We start from the raw sequence: 19,334 nt of genomic DNA on the forward strand, positions 1-19,334 counted from the left end.
GGGCGAGCCACACCTCCGCGGGGAGCGCGCCGCGCTCTGCCTGGTCCTTGGCGAACAGGCTGCCCGTGGCGACGAGGTGGGTGACACCGCCGAGGCCGCGCCCGGCACCGGTGACGTGTTCCGTCCGCCGAACACTATGAACACAACGCCCGAGCCGTGGTTCCGGTCCCGGCCCGCTCCCTAGCATCGCCGCGGACGGCGCGAAGGAGCGCCGACGAGGACAGGGAGCCGCGCCTTGGACAGGACGAGAACCCCCGCACGGGTCCGCCGGACGAGCCGTCACCGGCGTACCGGACTGCTCGCCTCGCTGGCGGCGGCCCTCACCGCCGCCTTCGCCGGCGCCCCTCCCGCGCAGGCGGAGACACCACCACCGGCCGCCGTCTCCTGCCCGGCGGAGCTCGACGGCAAGGCCACCTGTTACACCGGCCAGGACGCCGACGGCGCCTATTACGCCATCGCCGTCCCCGCGCACTGGAACGGCTCCCTGGTCGTGCACGCCCACGGCGGTCCCGACCTGGGCACCGGGTCGGACCCGGCGCGCAGCGTCGACGACCTGGCCCGCTGGTCGGTGATGGTGAAGGAGGGCTACGCCTGGGCGGGTTCGTCCTACCGCAGGGGCGGTTACGGCACTCGTATGGCCGCCGAGGACACCGAGAACGTGCGCCGGCTCTTCGTCGAGAACTTCGGCAAGCCGCGGCGGACGTATGTGCACGGCCAGTCCTGGGGCGGGGACGTCGCCGCCAAGGTCGTCGAGGTGTACGGCAAGCGGGGCGGACCGTACGACGGGGCGCTGCTCACCAGCGGTGTCCTCGGCGGCGGGTCCCGGGGGTACGACTACCGCGTCGACCTCCGTGTCGTCTACCAGTACTACTGCCACAACATGCCCCGGCCGACCGAACCCCAGTACCCGTTGTGGCAGGGGCTGCGCGCGGACTCGACGCTGACGACGGCCGGACTGCGCGCCCGGCTCCAGGAGTGCACGGGCTACGCCTCGGCCCCGCAGGAGCGCACCGCCCTCCAGCAGCGCAACCTCGACGACATCCTCGCGGTCACCGGCGTCCCCGAGCGCACCCTGGAGTCGCATCTGCGGTTCGCGGTCTTCACGTTCCGGGACATCGTGCGCGACCGGCTCGGCGGCCGTAATCCGTTCTCCGACGCGGGCGTCCGGTACTCGGGGTCGCACGACGACGAGGCGCTCAACGCCGGGGTCGAACGGTTCACCGCCGATCCGACGGCGGTACGGGACCTGTCCTACGACAGCGATCTCACCGGCAAGGTGTCGATCCCGGTGCTGACGATGCACGCGATCGACGATCCGACGGCGTTCGTGGAGCACGAGGCGGCCTACCGGGCCACCCTGCGCGGCGCGCACCGGGACCGGTACCTCGTGCAGACGTTCACCCACGAGTCCGAGCACAGTGCGCTGAGCGACGCGGAGTACGCCAACTCGATCGCGGCACTGGACGGTTGGGTGCGCACGGGCCGGAAGCCGACGCCCCGGACGATCGCGGACTCGTGCGCCGCGTTCGACCGGACCTACGCCACGGGCTGCTTCTACGACCCGGACTTCCGCCCCGCCCCCTACGCCTCCCGGGTCCGGCCGCGTCCGGGCGGGCTGCGCTGGCCCGCCATGACGGCGGCGCAGGAGAAGCGGTGGAGCAGGATCGACGGGGTCGGGATCGCCCCCTGACGGGTCCCGTCAGCGCGGCGGCAGCCGGTGCAGGGTCACCTCCGTCAAGGTCCCGTCGGCGACGGTCGCCGTGAGGTAGGTGCAGTGGGGCTGGCGGCGGCGGTCGGTCGGGGAACCGGGGTTGAGCAGCCGCAGGCCGCCCGGGGCCGTGGTGTCCCAGGGGATGTGGCTGTGCCCGAAGACCAGGACGTCCAGGTCCGGGAAGCGGGCGGCGCAGCGGGCCTCCCGGCCCTGGGCGGGGCCGGTCTCGTGGACCACCCCGAACCGCAGGCCGGCCAGGTCGGCGTAGGCCACCTCGGGGAGCCGGGCGCGCAGGCCCGGGCCGTCGTTGTTGCCGTACACCCCGATGAGTCTGCGGCTGCGGCCCTCCAGCAGGTCGAGGGTGGCCTCGTCGACCCAGTCGCCGGCGTGCAGGACGACGTCCGCGCGCGGGAGTTCGGCGAGGAGTTGGTCCGGTAGGCGCTTGGCGCGCAGCGGGAGGTGCGTGTCGGAGATCAGGAGCAGGCGCACCGGGCCAGCCTAGGTCACAGGACCTCGGGGGGATCTTCAGTTCAGACTTAACAGTTCCAACTGGACAGTCTCGGCTGGACAGTCTCGGCTGATGGTTCTACGGTGAGCGCATGGCAGAGATCTCCGATTCCGCGACCCGCGCGGCACGCGACCTGCGCGTGATGTTCAGCCGGATGCGACGCCGTATCCGGGAGGTCGCCCAGGACGCGGACCTCACCCCGTCGCAGGAGTCGGCCCTCACCCTGGTCTCGAAGCACGGCGCGGCCACGGCCAGTGCGCTGGCCTCCGCCGAGGGGGTGCGGCCGCAGTCGATGGCGGCCACCCTGGCCGCGCTCGACCAGCAGGGCCTGATCCGCCGCAGCCCCGACCCGACCGACGGCCGCCGCCAGCTGGTCACCCTGACCGAGGCCGGCCAGGCCCGTGTCGAGGGCAACCGGCAGGCGCGTGACGAGTGGCTGGCCCGCGCCTTCCAGGACCGGTACACCGAGGACGAGCGCCGGACCCTCCTCACCGCGATCGAGCTGCTCGAACGGCTGTCGCGCCCGTGATACCGAGGCTCGCCGCCGGAACCCGCAAGGACACCCGCCCGGCCCCCGCCGGATTCGACCGGCGGCTGATCGCGCCGATGGTCCTGGGGTCCGTACTGAACCCGATCAACTCCTCGATGATCGCGGTGGCCCTGGTGCCGATCGGCATCGCCTTCGGGGCCCCGCCCGCCGAGACGGCGTGGCTGGTCACCGCGCTGTACCTGGCGACCGCCGTGGGCCAGCCGGTGATCGGCCGGCTCGTCGACATGTACGGGCCGCGCCGGCTCTACCTCGTCGGCACCGGCCTGGTGGGCGTAGCCGGGCTGATGGGTGCGCTGGCGCCCTCGCTGGGCGTGCTGATCGCGGCGCGGGTACTGCTCGGCTTCGGTACGTCGGCGGCGTACCCGGCGGCGATACGGCTGACCCGGAGCGAGGCCGAGCGCACCGGGCAGGACAGCCCGGCCGGGGTGCTGACCGCGCTCGCCGTGTCCGCCCAGACCGTGGCCGTGATCGGTCCGACGCTGGGCGGGATACTGATCGGCACCGGCGGCTGGCACCTGGTGTTCACCGTCAACGTGCCGCTCTCCGCGGCCTGTCTGGTGCTCGGCGTGAAGTGGCTGCCGAGGACCGCGACCGCCGGGCAGCGGCAGCGCATGGACCTGCCGGGCATGGCCCTGTTCGCCGTCCTGCTGGTCTCGCTGATGCTGTTCCTGATGAGCCCGCGGCCCGACCGCTGGTACCTGCCGGCGCTGACCCTGGTCGCGGCCGGCGTCTTCGCGGCCCGGGAGCTGCGGGTGCCCGACCCGTTCGTCGACCTGCGGGTCCTCGGCGGCAACGTCCCGCTCATCGTCACCTATCTGCGCCAACTGCTCGCGTACACCACCTCCTACGCCTTCCTGTACGGCTACACGCAGTGGCTGGAGCAGGGCCGCGGACTCGGCGCCTCCACGGCCGGGCTCGCGTTGCTCCCGTTGTCGGCCGCCGCGCTCGTCACCGCCACGCTCACCGGCCGCCGGGAGGCCGTCCGCTCCAAGCTGGTGATCGGCTCCGTGCTGCAGATCGCGGGCTGCGCGGCCCTGCTGCTGGTCGGCGCCGGCAGCCCGGTCTGGCTGCTGCTCGCGGTCGGTGCGCTGCTCGGCATCCCGCAGGGCCTGCTCGGACTCGCCGCGCAGACCGCGCTGTACCGGCAGGCCGACCCGGAGCGGATCGGCTCCGCCGCCGGACTGCTGCGCACCTTCATGTACCTCGGCGCGCTGGGTGCCTCCGCCGCCACCGCGGCGTTCTACCCGCACCGCGCCGACACGGGCGGGCTGCACGGCCTGGCCCTGTTCATGCTCGCCGGCTCGGCACTGCTGCTGGCGATCACCCTGCCGGACCGCACTCTGGCCCGGCTCTCCCCCGAACCCCGTCAAGCCCTCCGAAAGGCCTGATCCACCCCATGTCTCTGAGCACGCTCGACCCGCGCACCGCCCTTGTCGTCATCGACCTCCAGCAGGGCATCGTGGGCATGCCCACCCAGCCGCACACCGGCGCCGAGGTGGTGGCCCGCACGGTGGAGCTCGCCGACGCCTTCCGCGCCCAGGACCTGCCCGTCGTGCTGGTCCGGGTCTCCTTCGCAGCCGACTTCGCCGACGCCGTCCCGGGCCGCACCGAGCGCCAGGCGCGCGGCCTCGCCTTCCCGGAGGGCTGGGACGTCGTCGTCGACGAACTGTCCGGCCACGACGGCGACATCCATGTCACCAAGCACAACTGGAGCGCCTTCCACGGCACCGACCTCGACGTCCAGCTGCGCCGCCGGGGCGTCACCCAGATCGTGCTGACCGGCATCGCCACCAGCATCGGCGTGGAGTCCACCGCCCGCGACGCCTACGCGCACGGCTACCACGTGACACTCGCCACGGACGCCATGGCCGACGGCGACGGCGAGGCGCACCGGGGCAGCGTCGAGCGGATCTTCCCCCGGCTCGGCGAGTCCGGCAGCACGGCCGAGGTCCTGGAACTGCTCGCCAAGACCCACGGCTGAACCGGGCCGATCGCCGGGCGGCCGGATGCCGGGGACGCCGGGGAAGGTTCCCGGTGTCCGGCAGGCCGTCCGATACGCCGCAGGGCGGCCGACGTGCTCGACGAGCCGTCGGCCGCCCTGCGGCGCGTTGCTGCGAAGTGCCTTACGCGGACAGCTCCTTGCGGATGAGCGGCAGCCCCTCCGCGAGGGCCTCCCGCCAGTCCCGCAGCGGTTCCAGACCGACCTCGGCCCACCGCTCGTGCCCGAGGGCACTGTAGGCGGGGCGGGGTGCCGGGCGGACGAACGCCTCGCTGGTGGTGGGGCGGACCCGCTCCGGGTCGGCGTCGAGCAGGCGGAACACCTCACGGGCCAGCTCGCACCAGGTGGCCGCGCCGGAGTTGGTGCCGTGGAAGACGCCGTGCGCGCGGTCGTCCCGGCCGAGGCGGGGGCCGAGGTCGGCGATCCGGGCGGCCAGGTCGGCGCTCCAGGTGGGCTGACCGCGCTGGTCGTCGACGACGTCCAGGGTGTCCCGGCGGGACTCCAGCTCGATCATGGTGCGCACGAAGTTCTTCCCGTGCGTGCCGTACAGCCAGGCGGTCCGGACGACCGCGCTCGCGCCCGGGAGTTCCGCCAGGACGGCCCGCTCGCCCGCGAGCTTGGTGCGCCCGTAGGCGGTGCGCGGGGCCGTCGGGTGGTCCTCGGGGTACGGGGCGGTGCGGGCCTCGCCGTCGAAGACGTAGTCCGTCGAGACGTGGACGAGGCGGGCGCCGTGCCGGGCGGCGGCGCGGGCCAGCAGGCGCGGGCCCTCGCCGTTGATCAGCAGGGCCCGCTCCTCGTCGGTCTCGGCGTCGTCGACGGCCGTGTACGCGGCGCAGTTGACCACCAGGTCGGGCCGGTGCGCGGCGAGCGCCGAGTCCACCGAGTCGGCGCTGGTGAGGTCGAGGCCGGCGCGGCCGAGGGCCACCACCTCTTCACCCCGGTGGGCGAGTTCCTCGGTCACGTCGTGACCGAGCATGCCGCCCGCTCCGGCGACGAGCCACTTCATCAGCGCTTCTCCTGCTCCTTGCGGGACTCCAGGGCGGCGCGCTCCTTGAGCGGCTCCCACCAGTCCCGGTTGTCGCGGTACCAGGCGACGGTGTCGGCGAGGCCGGAGGTGAAGTCGTGCTTGGGGGTGTAGCCCAGCTCGTCGTGGATCTTGCTCCAGTCGACGGAGTAGCGCTGGTCGTGGCCCTTGCGGTCGGCGACGCGGTCCACCCGGTCCCAGTCGGCGCCGCAGGCCGCCAGGAGCAGGCCGGTGAGCTCCTTGTTGCTGAGCTCGGTGCCGCCGCCGATGTTGTAGACCTCGCCGGGACGGCCACCGGTGCGGACCAGGTCGATGCCCTGGCAGTGGTCCTCGACGTGCAGCCAGTCGCGGACGTTGCTGCCGTCGCCGTAGAGCGGGACGTTCTTGCCGTCGAGGAGGTTGCTCACGAAGAGCGGGATGACCTTCTCGGGGAACTGGTGCGGCCCGTAGTTGTTGGAGCAGCGGGTGACGCGGACGTCCAGGCCGTGGGTGCGGTGGAAGGCCAGCGCGAGCAGGTCCGAGGAGGCCTTGGAGGCGGAGTACGGCGAGTTCGGCTGGAGCGGGTGGGTCTCGGGCCAGGAGCCGGTCTCGATGGAGCCGTAGACCTCGTCGGTGGAGACGTGCACGAACGGGCCGACGTTGTGCCGCAGGGCCGCGTCGAGCAGGGTCTGGGTGCCGACCACGTTGGTGCGGACGAACGCGCCGGCCCCGTCGATCGAGCGGTCGACGTGCGACTCGGCGGCGAAGTGCACGACCTGGTCGGCGTCGGCCATGAGCCTGTCGACCAGCTCGGCGTCGCAGATGTCGCCCTGCACGAAGGTCAGCCGCGGATGCGACTCGGGCAGGTTCGTCAGGGTGCCCGCGTAGGTGAGCTTGTCCAGCACGGTGATGTGCGGCGCGTCAGGGGCGGTGTCGGCGAGCAGGCCGCGGACGTACGTGGAGCCGATGAAGCCGGCGGCGCCGGTGACGAGGAGATTCATGAACGGATCTGCACCTTGCTGTGGTCTCCGAGAACGAGGCGGTGGGCGCTGGGGGTGCCGGGTGCCGGGGTGACCTCGACGTGCCGGCCGATCAGCGAGGACTCGATCCTGCCCACCCCGTCGATGGAGGAGTCCCGCAGCACTATGGAGAACTCCAGCTCACTCTCGGTGATCCGGCAGTTCTCGGCGATCGACGTGAAGGGGCCCACGTAGGAGTCGCCGACGACGGTCCCGGCGCCGATCACGGCCGGGCCGACGATCCGGGAGTTGGTGACGCGCGCACCGGCCTCGACGACCACGCGGCCGACGATCTGGCTGGACTCGTCGACCTCGCCGTCGATGCGCGGCTCCTGGGCCTCCAGGACGGTCCGGTTGACCTCCAGCATGTCGACGACGTTGCCGGTGTCCTTCCAGTAGCCCTTGATCACCGTGGAGCGCACGTCGGCGCGCTGGTCGATGAGGTGCTGGATGGCGTGGGTGATCTCCAGCTCGCCGCGCCAGGACGGCTTGATGGCGCGCACGGCGTCGTGGATGGCGGGCGTGAACAGGTAGACGCCGACCAGGGCGAGGTCGCTCTTGGGCTCCTGCGGCTTCTCCTCCAGGCCCGTCACCTGGCCGTCGGCGTCCAGCTCGGCGACGCCGAAGGCGCGCGGGTTGGGCACGTGGGTGAGGAGGATCTGGGCGTCGGGGCGGGTCTCGCGGAACTCGTCGACCAGTCCGCTGATGCCGCCGACGATGAAGTTGTCGCCCAGGTACATGACGAAGTCGTCGTCGCCGAGGAACTCGCGGGCGATCAGCACCGCGTGGGCCAGGCCCAGCGGCTGGTCCTGGGGGATGTAGGTGACGTCCAGGCCGAACTTCGACCCGTCGCCGACCGCCTCCTCGATCTCGGCGGCGGTGTCGCCGACGATCATCCCGACCTCGGTGACGCCCGCGGCCGCAAGGGATTCGAGCCCGTAGAAGAGCACGGGTTTGTTCGCCACCGGCACGAGCTGCTTCGCCGATGTGTGGGTGATCGGCCGCAGCCGGGTTCCGGCACCGCCGGAGAGCACCAAAGCCTTCATTCGCTACACCTTATAGGTGAACATCTGATTGAGACGTTCTTCTGTTTTCCTGACTGGTTACGACAGTATGGCCTTGGTGCGGACGTCATGTGACCACGAGGTGCCTTCGTAGCCGCATCCCGCCCGTTTTATCCGCTGGTCAGGAGCTCTCCGGCCGGGCCGCCGCGCGTTCCACCTCCGCCTCGATCTCGGCCCGGGACCGGCCCTCGCCGCGGGCGTACTCGTTCACCGCGGTCAGTTCGTCCCGGGCCAGGTCGCGCCAGGCGCGCAGGGCGGTCTCGTAGGTCTCCGACTGGGCGCCGCCCGACTGCTGCCGGGCCGGTGGCCCGTAGGTGTCCCGCAGTTCCAGGACCTTGTCGTGGGCCGCGTCGGCCGCGCGGTGCTTCGCCACGAGTTCTTCGAAGGTGTGTGCCACGTCATGGACACTAAGGAGGGTCGGGCCGCGCCGCCTGTCGAGAGCCGGGGCATCAGTCCGCCAGGATCAGCTCCGCCCACACCTGCTTGCCGCCGCTGGCCGGCACCGTCCCCCAGGCGGTGGACACCGCCTCCACCAGGAGGATGCCGCGCCCGCCGGTGGCCTCCCAGCCGATGTTGGTGGGCTTCACCGGGCTGCGCGGCGAGCCGTCGGCGACGGCGATCCGCAGCCGGTGGTCGACCAGGGTCAGGTCCAGCCGGACGGGTCCGTCGGTGTGGATGAGGGCGTTCGTGACGAGTTCGGAGACCACCAGCAGCGCCGAGTCCATGGCCTCGTCGGTCACGCCCCACGAGCGAAGGGTGCGCCTGCTGAAGCGGCGGGCGTGCCGGGCCGCCTCGGGGACCCGCCACACCGTCCAGCTCTCCCGCAGCGGGCGGACGGCCATGCCGTCGTAGCGCATCAGCAGCAGGGCGACGTCGTCGGCGCGGGGGGCGTTGCCGAGCAGGCCGTCGGCGACCAGGCCGAGGTGGGCGGGGTCGGAGCCGGCGAGGTCGCGGGCGAAGCGCTCCATGCCCTCGTCGATGTCGGCGTCGGGGGACTCGACCAGGCCGTCGGTGGTGAGCGCGAGCAGGGTGCCGGGGCGCAGGCTGAGCTGGGTCATCGGGAACTCGGTCCGGCCGAGCACGCCGAGCGGCGGGCCGCCCTCGGTCTCGGCGATCCGCGTGGTGCCGTCCGGCTGGCGCAGCACGGGCGGCAGGTGTCCGGCGCGTACGCACCAGGCGGTGCCGTCCTCCATGTCGACGTCGACGTAGCAGCAGGTCGCGAACAGGTCGCTCTCCATGTCCAGGAGCAGCCGGTTGGCGTGCGAGACGACCACGTCGGGGGTGTGCCCCTCGGCCGCGTAGGCGCGCAGCGCGGTGCGCATCTGGCCCATGAGGGCGGCGGCGCTCGCGTTGTGGCCCTGGACGTCGCCGATGACGAGGGCGACATGGTTGTCGGTCAGCGGGATCACGTCGTACCAGTCGCCGCCGACCTCCAGGCCGCCCTCGGTGGTGGGCAGGTAGCGGGCGACGGCCTCGGCACCGGGCAGCCGGGGCAGCCGGCGCGGCAGCAGGGCGCGCTGGAGCATCCCGACGAGCTCGTGCTCGGCGTCGAAGGCGTGGGCGCGCATCAGGGCCTCGCCGGCGAGGCCGGCGGAGGCGGTGAGCAGGGCGCGTTCGTCGGGGCCGAAGTCGCGCGGGGCGTCCCAGCCGATCAGGCAGGCGCCGGCCATCCGGCCGCCGGCGGGCAGCGGAAGGACGGCGAGGCCGCCGGGACCGACCTCGGCGAGGGCCGGTTCCAGGGCGGCCCGGGCGGGCCAGATCTGGGCACGGCCCTCGCGCAGGGCGGCGGCCAGGGTGGGCATGGACCGCACCGGGGCGTCGGGCCACTCACTGCGCCACTCGCTGCGCCACAGCTCGGGCCAGGACTCGGCCTCGGGCGGGTCGAGGACGGTGACGACCAGGCGGTCGTTCTCCAGTTCGGCCAGGGCGATCCGGTCGGCCTTGAGCGGCTCGCGCAGGGCGTTGACGACGGCCCGGCCGACGTCCTTGACCGTGCGGGCGGTGGCCAGCGCGGCGGCGAGCTGCTGCACACGGGTCACGTCGGTGACGTCCGAGCGGAGCGTGGAGGCGTCGGCGACGGTGCCGGCCATCCGAGCCGGGCGTCCCTCGCCACCGGGCACCAGCCGGCCGCGCAGCCGCAGCCACTTGGGCGGGCCCGAGGGCTGCAGGATCCGGAACTCCAGCTCGCGGTCGCCGATGGACATGTGGTCGGCCTCGACGACGGACATCAGGGCGGGCAGGTCCTCCGGCAGGGTCCGGCCGAGCAGCGTCTCGACCTTGCCGTCGAACTCGTTCCGGCCCATCCGGAAGAGGTCGAGGATGCCGTCGCCGACCGCGATCCGGCCGGTGTCCATGGCGAGGCTGAAGGCGTCGTCGGGCAGTTCGCCGGTGTCCGCGGCCGGCGGCAGCGGGGCCGGCAGGGCGATCGCCCGGGCCACCAGGTCCAGGCAGGCGCGGTCCTCGGGGCCGAACCCGTCGTCGCGCTCGCTGACGGCGACGAGGAGCCCGGCGCCGCCGGGCATCGGCAGGGCGGCCAGCCAGAACTCCTGGGACGGGGTGCGCCGCGCCTCGGGGCAGCCGGCCAGCTCGTCGGGGCCGAGCCAGACGGGCCGCCCGGTGCCGTACGCCTCCGCCGCCGGGGACCGCCCGATCGCCGGGTAGGCGTCGCGCAGCCCGTACAGGGTGCGGGGCAGGCCCGCCGACTCGGCGAGGCGCAGCACGGTCCCGCCGTCGCCGGGTGTGTAGACCCCGGCGAAGGCCGCGCCCGCGAACACCAGCGCCTGTTCGAGCACGCGGCGGAGCCGATCGGGTGCGCCGGGATCGCCAGTGAGCGTTTCGAGGGCGATTTCGGCGCGATCCGTTCTCGTTCCGCGTATCGCAGCACCCTCACTGACCACGCCGCCATTACAGCGCTTATGAGGCGTCTGCGCAGCCCCTGTGGCCGTTCCGTGGAGGGCGGGAGGCCGGCGTGCTCGAAACCCACCGAACATGTCTTGGCCCGTGCGTTGCGCACGGCGATCACGTGACAGACGTGACTGTCCGCCACGGCGCGTCGCACGGTGCCCGAGGGCCGGCGCTCGTACCCCGCCACGCGCTTCGACCGCGGGGGAATGTGCCGGGGCGAACGGGGTACGCCGGGCCGGCCCGGTGCGGGGCCCACGCCGCTCTCGCCGTGCGCCGGGCCGGCCCGGTACAGGGCCCACGCCGCTCTCGCCGTGCGCCGGTCGCCGCCACGAGGGAGCCTTGATCCCGAGGACGCGACGCGCGACCGGACGAGGAGGTGGTCGGGCGTGTCCGACGGGATGGGGGCGCCTCCAGCGGGTGCGGAGCCGGAGGTCGAGGTGCCGGTGGCCGCCGCTGGCACCTCGCCCTCCGGCCGGCCGCTGTTGTCGCTGGCGCTGGCCTCGATGATGGAGGAGGTCCGGGCGCACTCCGGCGGGGTCTATCTGCTCGCGTCCGACGAGCCGGTCCTGGAGATGGCGGTGACGGCGGGGCTGCCCCGGGCCTTCGCGGCGCCCTGGGAGCGGGTCGGGCTCAGCGCGCCGATCCCGGTCGCGGACGCGGCGCGCGAACGGCGGCTGGTGTGGGTGGGCGGCGAGGAGGACATGGCCCGCCGGTACCCGCGCATCGCGATGGTGCTGCCGTACGCGTTCGCGCTGGCCGCGCTGCCCGTGGCGACGGCGGACACCCTGTACGGGGCGGTGTACGTGACCTGGCCCGGCGCCCATCCGACGGTGCTGTCCGACCGGGAGCGGGAGTCGCTGACGTCGGCGTGCGACCGGCTGGCGGTGCGGCTGGAGCGGATCGCCCGGCACAACCGTCCGCTGAGCACCGAACCGGATCTGCTGGCGGCACCCCCGTCGGGAGTGGCGGGCACCCTGGGCACGGTGGAGGCGGCGCGGATGGTGGGGCGGCTGCCGTACGGGCTCGCCTCGCTCGATCTGCACGGCCGGGTCGCCTTCGCCAACGCGGCGGCGGCCGAGCTGCTCGGTGTGCACGTCGACGATCTGCTCGGCACCCAGCCGTGGGTCTCGGTGCCGTGGCTGAACGACCCGATGTACGAGGACCGCTACCGGGCGGCGCTGCTCAGCCAGCATGTGACGTCGTTCGTGGCGCTGCGGCCGCCGGGCGACTGGCTGTCGTTCCGGATGTATCCGAGCACGACCGGGCTGACCACCCGGATCAGCCGGGCGCGGGCGGTCGCCGAGATGGTGGGGGCGACGCCGCGCGCGGACGCGACGCCCGCGCACCGGCTGGTCTCCATCTCACAGGTGCTGAGCCTGGCCGGGGCGCTGACCGAGGCCGTCGGGGTGCAGGACGTGGTGCAGCTGGTGGCGGACGAGGTCGCCCCGTCCGTCGGCAGCCAGGCCGTGGTGATCCTCGGCCCGCGGGGCGGGCGGCTGCACGTGCTGGGGCACCACGGGTACGAGGATCCGCGGACCGTGGAGCGCTTCGACGGCCTTCCGCTGGCCGAACGCACGCCCGGCACCCATGTCCTGAACACCGGCGTGCCGGCGTTCTTCGAGTCGAGGCAGCAGCTGGAACGGCTGTATCCGGACCGGCACGAGACCCCCGACGGGTTCGCCGCCTGGGCGTACCTGCCGCTGATCGCGTCGGGCCGCCCGGTGGGCACCTGTGTGCTCGCCTACGCCGAGCCGCACGCCTTCCCGGCCGACGAGCGTGCCGTGCTCACCAGCCTCGGCGGGATGATCGCGCAGGCGCTGGAGCGGGCCCTGCTCTACGACGCGAAGAACCAGCTGGCGCACGGCCTGCAGGCGGCCCTGCTGCCGCACTCGCTGACCCCGCCGTCCGGCATCGAGGCGGCCGCCCGCTATCTGCCGGCCATGCACGGCATGGAGATCGGCGGCGACTTCTACGACCTGGTGCCCACCCGGCCACTGGCGGCGGCGGTGATCGGGGACGTGCAGGGGCACAACGTGACGGCGGCCGCGCTGATGGGCCAGATCCGTACCGGCGTACGGGCCTTCACGAGCGTCGGGCAGGCGCCGGAGGAGGTGATGTGCAGTACCAACCGGCTGCTGATCGAGTCCGGCGCCGATCTGTTCGCGAGCTGTCTGTACCTGCGGCTGGACCCGGAGCACGGGCGCGCGGTGATGGCCCGGGCGGGGCATCCGCCGCCCCTGCTGAGACGTCCGGACGGGCGGGTACGGGTCCTCGACCTGGCCGGGGGGCCGTTGCTGGGCATCGACTCGGAGGCGACGTACCCGACGACCGAGGTGTCACTCGCGCCGGGCTCGGTGCTCGTCCTCTACACCGACGGGCTGGTCGAGTCCCCTGGTGTGGACATCGAGGACGCCCTGGTCGGCCTGGGGGAACTGCTCTCGGAGAACGGTGACCAGCCCCTGGACAAGCTCGCCGACACGCTCGTGCGGCACAGTGCGGCGGCGCAGGAGCGTGTCGACGATGTCGCGGTGCTGTTGCTGCGGGCCGAGGCCGACGGCTGACCTTCGCCGGCAGCGATCCGGTCCGGCCCTCCCGCCGGAGGGCCGGACCGTCCACCGTCGGTCGGGAACCGCCGACAGGCCGCGCGAGGGGTCGGTCAGTTCGACGACGTGGTGCCGTCGGCGCCGGTCCCCGACTGGTCGCCCGTGCCGGTCTCGTCACCGGTGCCGGACTGGTCGCCGGTACCGGTCGCGTCACCGGTACCGGTCGCGTCACCGGTGCCGCTCTGGTCGCCGGCCGTCGCGGACGGGTCGGCGGAGCCGCCGATCTGGTCGCCGCCTGCCTGGTCACCGGCGCCGTTCTGGTCGCCGGCGGTGGCGGACGGGTCGGCCGTGGCACCGGCGTCACCGGCACCCGCACCCGCACCCGCGTCGCCGAGGGTCGCGCCGGTCGCCTGCAGGGCGGTGGTCACCGGCTGGAAGAAGGTCTCGCCGCCGGCGGTGCAGTCGCCGCTGCCGCCGGAGGTCATGCCGACCGCGCCGCCGTCCTGCGTGAACAGCGAGCCGCCGCTGTCGCCGGCCTCGGCGCAGACGTTGGTCTGGATGAGACCGGTGACGGTGTCGACGCCGTTGGGGTCGGTCTCGCTCTGGAAGTTGACGGTGGCGTCGAGGCCGGTGACCTGGCCGTCGTGCAGCCCGGTGGTGGAGCCCATCCGGAACACGGTCTCGCCGACGGTGGCGTCGACGGCCTGGTTGATGGCGACGGTCTGGCCGTTGCCTATGTTGACGTCACTGGTCGTCTGGGTGGCGGGGTCGTTGTACTTGACGAGCGAGAAGTCGCCGTTGCCGGGGAACTGGGCCTGGTCCACGGTGGCGATCGGCTGGCCGGTCTCGGAGTCGGACCAGTCCTTGGCAGCGACACCGCAGTGACCGGCCGTCAGGAAGGCGGGGGTGCCGTCCGAGGCGGTGACGTTGAAGCCGAGGGAGCAGCGGACGGTGCCGTCCTGCACCTGGGAGAAGATCGCGTCGCCGCCGGAGACGAGGGTCTTGAAGGTGCCCGACGACTTCTTGAGCGTCGCCATGTTCGAGCCGAGGCTCTGGACCGTCGACTCCAGCGTGTCCCACTTGGTGCCGGTGACGGTGGAGTCGGCGCTGACCACGACCTTGTTGGTCTTCGGGTCGACGGCCCAGGCGGTGCCCGGGATGGTCGCCTTGGTCTTCAGCGTCTGGGCGACGGCCGCCAGTTCGGAGGTGCTGTTCTGCACCTGACGGACGACCGCGCCGGCCTTCTCCGCCTGGACGATCACGTTGTTGTCGCCGTTGACGACGTTGACGACGAGCTGCTGCTTGGCGCTGTCGTAATAAGACCCGGCGAAGGCCTGGCCGAGCAGCTGCTGGAGCTGCGCGGCGAGGTCCGAGGCGCCCGCCGCCTTCAGGGTCTTGGGGGCTGCGGTGGCGCCGGAGGCGTTGTCCTGAGACGCGTTGGCCATCGGCAGCAGGAACGCCGCAGCTCCGAGCGCGGCGACACCGCCCACCGCGATAGCGGCCTTGCGCTTCGGAATTCGCTTGTGACTCAAACTTCTCGACCTCCAAGGGACGGAGTGTCTGCCGTTGCGGGGCAGTCGTTCGTGAGCGGCGCCTGGATGGCCATAGGTACGGGCGGGTCACGTGGTGCGTTCAATTCCGTTTGCCAACTTCCTTGACCCGGTGATGAATCGGCCATGGCGCGCCCGTGAGGGAACAGGTCCGCGTGCCGGGCGGCCGGCTCGGGAACAATCCCCCATATGACGATGACCACCGCCGAAGCCGACAAGATCCTCTCCGCCAACTTCGCCCCCTGGGTGCTCGACCTCGGCCTGGCCGTCGAGGCGCTGGGCGAGGACCGGGCGACTCTGCGTCTGCCCTGGTCGGAACGGCTGTCCCGGCAGGGCGGCGGACTGTCGGGGCAGGCACTGATGGCGGCCGCCGACACGGCGACGGTGATCGCGGTCTCGGCGGCCCGAGGCGGCTTCGTACCGATGACGACGGTGCAGCAGTCGACCTCGTTCCAGCGGGCGGTGACCGGTTCGGATGTCCTGATCGAGGCGGTGCTGACCAAACTGGGCCGCCGGATGGCGTTCGCCGACATCACGATGAGCGATCAGAGGTCGGGGGCGCTCGCGGCCCGGGCGAGCACGGTCTACGCACTCCTGGGCTGACCGAACGGACACCGTCAGCAACCGGTCATTAACGTTCCGTTGCGATCACGGACCGGAATCCTTGCTTCAGGGAATCTGCACATCCAATACCCAAGCGAGTCACGGGAAGCAGCAGATCTGCACAACCGCGCGCCCCCTGCCGTGCCCTTGGCCCGGAGTGCCGGATTCGCCGCCGGGTGGGCAAGCCGTGCGACAGGGTCGAAGTCGTGCGGCTTGTGAAGGAGTGGCCGACAAGCGGTGCGCGCGCCTGCACGGTTGCGCCCTTCTGGGACTCAAGTGCCCAGGTGAGGCGCATGGTTGATTGGAAGCGCGGACCATGGGCGTGCTTTGATCCATCGCACCGCGGGAGCCGCGAAGGGCTTCCGGAAACGGGCGCCCGGCGCCCGCGGTCGCGGCCGTCCGCTCGTCCCCCCAAGGGCCGTGTTCGTCCCTGAAGGGCGTCGGGGGGCCGCTCTCCCCCTTGTGAATATCCATATGAAGGGAAGTTCCATCATGAACTCCACCCCCCAGGTCGAGACCGTCGAGATCTCCGACGCCGAGCTCGACAACGTCTCCGGCGGCCTCTCCCTGAACGCCCTCGGCACCGTCACCGGCCTGGTGGACGGCGTCGCCCCGGTTTCCGGTCTGGTCAACACCGTTGTCGGCACCGTCGAGGGTGTCACCGGCCTGAACACCCAGCCGGTCACCAACCTGGTCGCCGGTCTCTGATCGCACCTCGTTGCCGCTGAGTCCCGGAGCCGGATCCCGGCCCCGGGGCTCTCGGGCGTTCCGGAACACCCACTCGTTCCGGACCATGTCCTCGTTCTGAAGCACCCTCTTCACCAGTGCCTCTCCCCTAGGTGAGGGAAGTTCCGTGCAGTTCCGCCAACAGGCCCTCGCCAAGCTCCAGTCACCGGAGGAGCTCGACCTCCCGGTGCGTTTCGCCCGTCCGCAGGGCTGGCTCGCGCTGTCCGTCTCGGTCGTCGTGATGGCGGCGGCCTCGGTGTGGGCGGTGACCGGTTCGGTCGCCTCCACGGTGAGCGCGCAGGCCATCCTCACCCACGGACAGGGCAGTTACATCCTGCAGAGCCCGGTCGCCGGGCAGGTCACCGCCGTCCTCGCCGAGCAGGGCGAGCGGCTGCCGACGAACTCCCCCGTCCTGAAGGTGCACACGAGCCAGGGCGACTCGGTCGTGCGCACGGTCGCCGCGGGCCGCATCAGCGCGCTCGCCGCGACCATCGGGCAGATCATCCAGACCGGTACGAACGTCGCCGCGGTGGAGAAGATCGCCCACACCTCGGACCCGCTGTACGCGACGGTCTACGTCCCCGCCGAGAACGCCTCGTCCATCCCCGCGAACGCCCCGGTCGACCTGACCGTGTCGTCGGTGTCGACACAGGAGTACGGCGTGCTGCGCGGCCATGTGAAGTCGGTGGACCGCGCCGCCCAGTCGGCGCAGTCGATCTCGGCGTTCCTCGGCGACAGCCAGCTCGGCGACCAGTTCACCAAGAAGGGCCGACCGGTGGCCGTACTGGTCCGGCTGGACCCGTCGCAGAAGACGAAGAGCGGCTACAAGTGGTCGTCGGCGGACGGGCCGCCGTTCAGGCTCGACTCCATGACCCTGGCCTCGGGTTCGATCCGGCTGGCCGACCAGCGACCCGTCGATTGGCTGCTCCCGTGACCACCGCCCAGGAGACCCGCGGCCGCCGGCGCGCCGCCCCGCCCAAGCGTCCGGTTCCCAAGGGCCGCGGCCGGACGGTCCGCACGCCCACCGTGCTCCAGATGGAGGCCGTCGAGTGCGGCGCCGCCTCTCTCTCCATGGTCCTCGGCCACTACGGCCGCCATGTTCCGCTGGAGGAGCTGCGCATCGCCTGCGGTGTCTCCCGGGACGGCTCGCGCGCCAGCAACCTGCTGAAGGCGGCCCGCAGTTACGGCCTCACCGCCAAGGGCATGCAGATGGACCTGGCCGCCCTCGCCGACGTGCAGGGGCCGGCGATCCTGTTCTGGGAGTTCAACCACTACGTCGTCTACGACGGCATGGGCCGCCGCTTCGGCCGCCGGGGCGTCTACATCAACGACCCCGCCAAGGGCCGCCGGTTCGTGCCCATGGAGGAGTTCGACGGCAGCTTCACCGGTGTCGTGCTGGTCCTGGAGCCGGGCGACGGCTTCGAGAAGGGCGGCCGCCGGCCCGGCGTCCTGGGTGCGATGCCGGCCCGGCTGCGCGGCACCGCCGGCACCATGCCCGCCGCCGTCCTGGCCAGCCTGCTCCTGGTGGTCGTGGGCGCGGCGGTACCCGCCCTCAGCCGCCAGTACATCGACCTGTTCCTCATCGGCGGCCAGACCTCGCTGCTCACCGTGCTGTTCGCCGCGATGGGCACCTGCGTCCTGCTCACCCTGGTGCTGACCTGGCTGCAGCAGGCGAACCTGCTGCACGGCCGGATCGTCTCCTCCACTCTCTCCAGCGCCCGCTTCCTGCGCCACCTGCTGCGCCTGCCGGTGACCTTCTTCTCCCAGCGCAGCCCGGCCGACCTGGTGCAGCGTCTCCAGTCCAACGACCAGGTCGCCGAGACCCTGGCCCGCGACCTCGCGGCGGCCGGCGTGGACGCGGTGGTCGTCGTCCTGTACGCGGTGCTCCTCTACACCTACGACGTCCAGCTCACCTTCCTCGGCATCGGCGTGGCCCTGCTGAACATCGTGGCGATGCGGTTCGTCGTACGGCTGCGCGCGACCCGGACCGCGAAGCTGCGCGCGGACACCGCCCGGCTCACCAACACCTCCTACACCGGCCTCCAGCTGATCGAGACGATGAAGGCGACCGGCGGCGAGGACGGCTACTTCCGCAGGTGGGCGGGGCAGCACGCGAGCACGCTTGAGGAGCAGCAGCGGCTCGGGGTGCCGAGCGCCTGGCTCGGGGTGGTGGCCCCGACGCTGGCCACCGTCAACAGCGCGCTGATCCTGTGGATCGGCGGCATGCGGGCGGTCGAGGGCGGCATCTCGGTCGGTCTCCTGGTCGCCTTCCAGTCCCTGGTCACCCGCTTCACCGCCCCGCTGACCCGGCTCAACGGCGTCGCGGGCCGCATCCAGGACTTCGCGGCCGACGTGGCCCGTCTCAAGGACGTGGAGAACTTCCAGGCGGACCCGATCTACGCCCGCCCCGGCGCGGGCGACTCCACCCGGCGGCTGCAGGGCCATGTCGAGCTGGAGAACATCAGTTTCGGCTACAGCCCGCTGGACAAGCCCCTGCTCACCGGCTTCGACCTGACGGTCGGCCCCGGCCGCCAGGTCGCCCTGGTGGGCGGCTCGGGCAGCGGCAAGTCCACCGTCTCCCGGCTGATCTCGGGACTGTACGCCCCCTGGGAGGGCGTGATCCGCATCGACGGGCAGCGCCTGGAGGACATCCCGCGCGGCGCACTGGCCGCCTCCGTCTCCTTCGTCGACCAGGACGTCTTCCTCTTCGAGGGGTCGGTGCGCGACAACGTGGCGCTGTGGGACCCGTCGGTCCCGGACGAGGCGGTGGTGGAGGCGCTGCGGGACGCGGCCCTGTACGACCTGGTGACGCGCCGGCCCGGCGGGATCCACAGCAGGGTCGAGCAGGACGGCCGCAACTTCTCCGGCGGCCAGCGCCAACGCCTCGAAATCGCGAGGGCGTTGGTGCGGCGGCCGAGCATCCTCGTCCTCGACGAGGTGACCAGCGCCCTGGACGCCGAGACCGAGCTGATCGTCATGGACAACCTGCGGCGCCGCGGCTGCGCCTGTGTCGTCATCGCGCACCGGCTGAGCACGGTGCGCGACAGCGACGAGATCGTCGTGCTCCAGCACGGCACGATCGTGGAGCGCGGGCGGCACGACGAGCTGGTGGCACACGGCGGGGCGTACGCCGCGCTGGTCAGGGAGCGATGAG

17 protein-coding genes are annotated in these 19,334 nt (G+C 72.4%); 10 read left to right on the forward strand and 7 right to left on the reverse strand.

Annotated elements, in window-relative coordinates; translation table 11 throughout:
• Both ABT137_RS23195 and ABT137_RS23200 read left to right on the forward strand, forming a co-directional pair.
• The coding region (locus ABT137_RS23195; RefSeq protein ID WP_351712211.1) for a hypothetical protein at positions 1-184 on the forward strand (184 nt) is incomplete at its 5' end.
• 51 nt (positions 185-235) lie between these two features.
• Positions 236-1,690, forward strand: a complete 1,455-nt coding sequence (locus ABT137_RS23200; protein ID WP_502984568.1) for a hypothetical protein — start codon at positions 236-238, stop codon at positions 1,688-1,690.
• Positions 1,691-1,699: 9 nt separating this feature from the next.
• Here ABT137_RS23200 and ABT137_RS23205 read toward each other — a convergent pair whose 3' ends face one another.
• Positions 1,700-2,200 (reverse strand): metallophosphoesterase family protein, encoded by a 501-nt coding sequence (locus tag ABT137_RS23205; protein ID WP_351711810.1) that lies wholly within the window; start codon positions 2,198-2,200, stop codon positions 1,700-1,702.
• A gap of 110 nt (positions 2,201-2,310) precedes the next feature.
• Between ABT137_RS23205 and ABT137_RS23210 the strand changes: the two genes are divergently transcribed.
• Genes ABT137_RS23210 through ABT137_RS23220 form a run of 3 tightly spaced genes read left to right on the forward strand, consistent with a single transcriptional unit; the run spans position 2,311 to position 4,750 of the window.
• A complete protein-coding gene (locus ABT137_RS23210) occupies positions 2,311-2,748 on the forward strand; it encodes a MarR family winged helix-turn-helix transcriptional regulator (RefSeq protein ID WP_351711812.1) in 438 nt (145 codons plus the stop codon).
• Positions 2,745-4,157: an MFS transporter gene (locus ABT137_RS23215; RefSeq protein ID WP_351711814.1), complete on the forward strand. Its 1,413-nt coding sequence runs from the start codon at positions 2,745-2,747 to the stop codon at positions 4,155-4,157. The genes ABT137_RS23210 and ABT137_RS23215 overlap by 4 nt, the downstream gene beginning before the upstream one ends.
• Positions 4,158-4,165: 8 nt before the next feature.
• Complete coding sequence (locus ABT137_RS23220; protein WP_351711816.1) at positions 4,166-4,750, forward strand: hydrolase; 585 nt, start codon at positions 4,166-4,168, stop codon at positions 4,748-4,750.
• Between the two features lie 142 nt (positions 4,751-4,892).
• Here ABT137_RS23220 and rfbD read toward each other — a convergent pair whose 3' ends face one another.
• The 5 genes from rfbD to ABT137_RS23245 form a co-directional block, all read right to left on the reverse strand.
• Entirely contained in the window at positions 4,893-5,774 is an 882-nt protein-coding gene (gene rfbD, locus ABT137_RS23225) for a dTDP-4-dehydrorhamnose reductase (protein ID WP_351711818.1), read from the reverse strand.
• Positions 5,774-6,772, reverse strand: coding sequence for a dTDP-glucose 4,6-dehydratase (gene rfbB / locus ABT137_RS23230; protein ID WP_351711820.1), 999 nt, complete (start codon positions 6,770-6,772; stop codon positions 5,774-5,776). Before rfbB ends, rfbD begins: the two co-directional genes overlap by 1 nt.
• Complete coding sequence (locus ABT137_RS23235) at positions 6,769-7,836, reverse strand: glucose-1-phosphate thymidylyltransferase (RefSeq protein WP_351711822.1); 1,068 nt, start codon at positions 7,834-7,836, stop codon at positions 6,769-6,771. The genes rfbB and ABT137_RS23235 overlap by 4 nt, the downstream gene beginning before the upstream one ends.
• 139 nt (positions 7,837-7,975) lie before the next feature.
• On the reverse strand, positions 7,976-8,251 hold the full coding sequence (locus ABT137_RS23240) for a hypothetical protein (protein WP_351711824.1): 276 nt from the start codon (positions 8,249-8,251) through the stop codon (positions 7,976-7,978).
• Between the two features lie 52 nt (positions 8,252-8,303).
• A complete protein-coding gene (locus ABT137_RS23245) occupies positions 8,304-10,751 on the reverse strand; it encodes a SpoIIE family protein phosphatase (RefSeq protein WP_351711826.1) in 2,448 nt (815 codons plus the stop codon).
• Between the two features lie 405 nt (positions 10,752-11,156).
• On the opposite strand from ABT137_RS23245, the gene ABT137_RS23250 reads away from it, so the two are divergent.
• Positions 11,157-13,319, forward strand: a complete 2,163-nt coding sequence (locus tag ABT137_RS23250; RefSeq protein ID WP_351712189.1) for a PP2C family protein-serine/threonine phosphatase — start codon at positions 11,157-11,159, stop codon at positions 13,317-13,319.
• A gap of 95 nt (positions 13,320-13,414) precedes the next feature.
• Here ABT137_RS23250 and ABT137_RS23255 read toward each other — a convergent pair whose 3' ends face one another.
• Positions 13,415-14,833, reverse strand: a complete 1,419-nt coding sequence (locus tag ABT137_RS23255) for a S1 family peptidase (protein WP_351711828.1) — start codon at positions 14,831-14,833, stop codon at positions 13,415-13,417.
• Positions 14,834-15,040: 207 nt separating this feature from the next.
• Between ABT137_RS23255 and ABT137_RS23260 the strand changes: the two genes are divergently transcribed.
• The 4 genes from ABT137_RS23260 (at position 15,041) to ABT137_RS23275 (ending at position 19,333) form a co-directional block, all read left to right on the forward strand.
• Positions 15,041-15,454 (forward strand): PaaI family thioesterase, encoded by a 414-nt coding sequence (locus tag ABT137_RS23260; RefSeq protein WP_351711830.1) that lies wholly within the window; start codon positions 15,041-15,043, stop codon positions 15,452-15,454.
• Between the two features lie 492 nt (positions 15,455-15,946).
• Entirely contained in the window at positions 15,947-16,162 is a 216-nt protein-coding gene (locus ABT137_RS23265) for a type A2 lantipeptide (protein WP_351711832.1), read from the forward strand.
• Positions 16,163-16,307: 145 nt separating this feature from the next.
• The gene (locus ABT137_RS23270; RefSeq protein ID WP_351711834.1) at positions 16,308-17,114 is read left to right on the forward strand and encodes an HlyD family efflux transporter periplasmic adaptor subunit; all 807 of its coding nucleotides are present in this window, start codon (positions 16,308-16,310) and stop codon (positions 17,112-17,114) included.
• The gene (locus ABT137_RS23275; protein ID WP_351711836.1) at positions 17,111-19,333 is read left to right on the forward strand and encodes an NHLP family bacteriocin export ABC transporter peptidase/permease/ATPase subunit; all 2,223 of its coding nucleotides are present in this window, start codon (positions 17,111-17,113) and stop codon (positions 19,331-19,333) included. The genes ABT137_RS23270 and ABT137_RS23275 overlap by 4 nt, the downstream gene beginning before the upstream one ends.
• The last annotated feature ends 1 nt before the right edge of the window (position 19,334 follow it).

It is taken from the genome of Streptomyces sp. NPDC001980 (assembly GCF_040296885.1).
Taxonomy (GTDB): Bacteria; Actinomycetota; Actinomycetes; order Streptomycetales; family Streptomycetaceae; genus Streptomyces.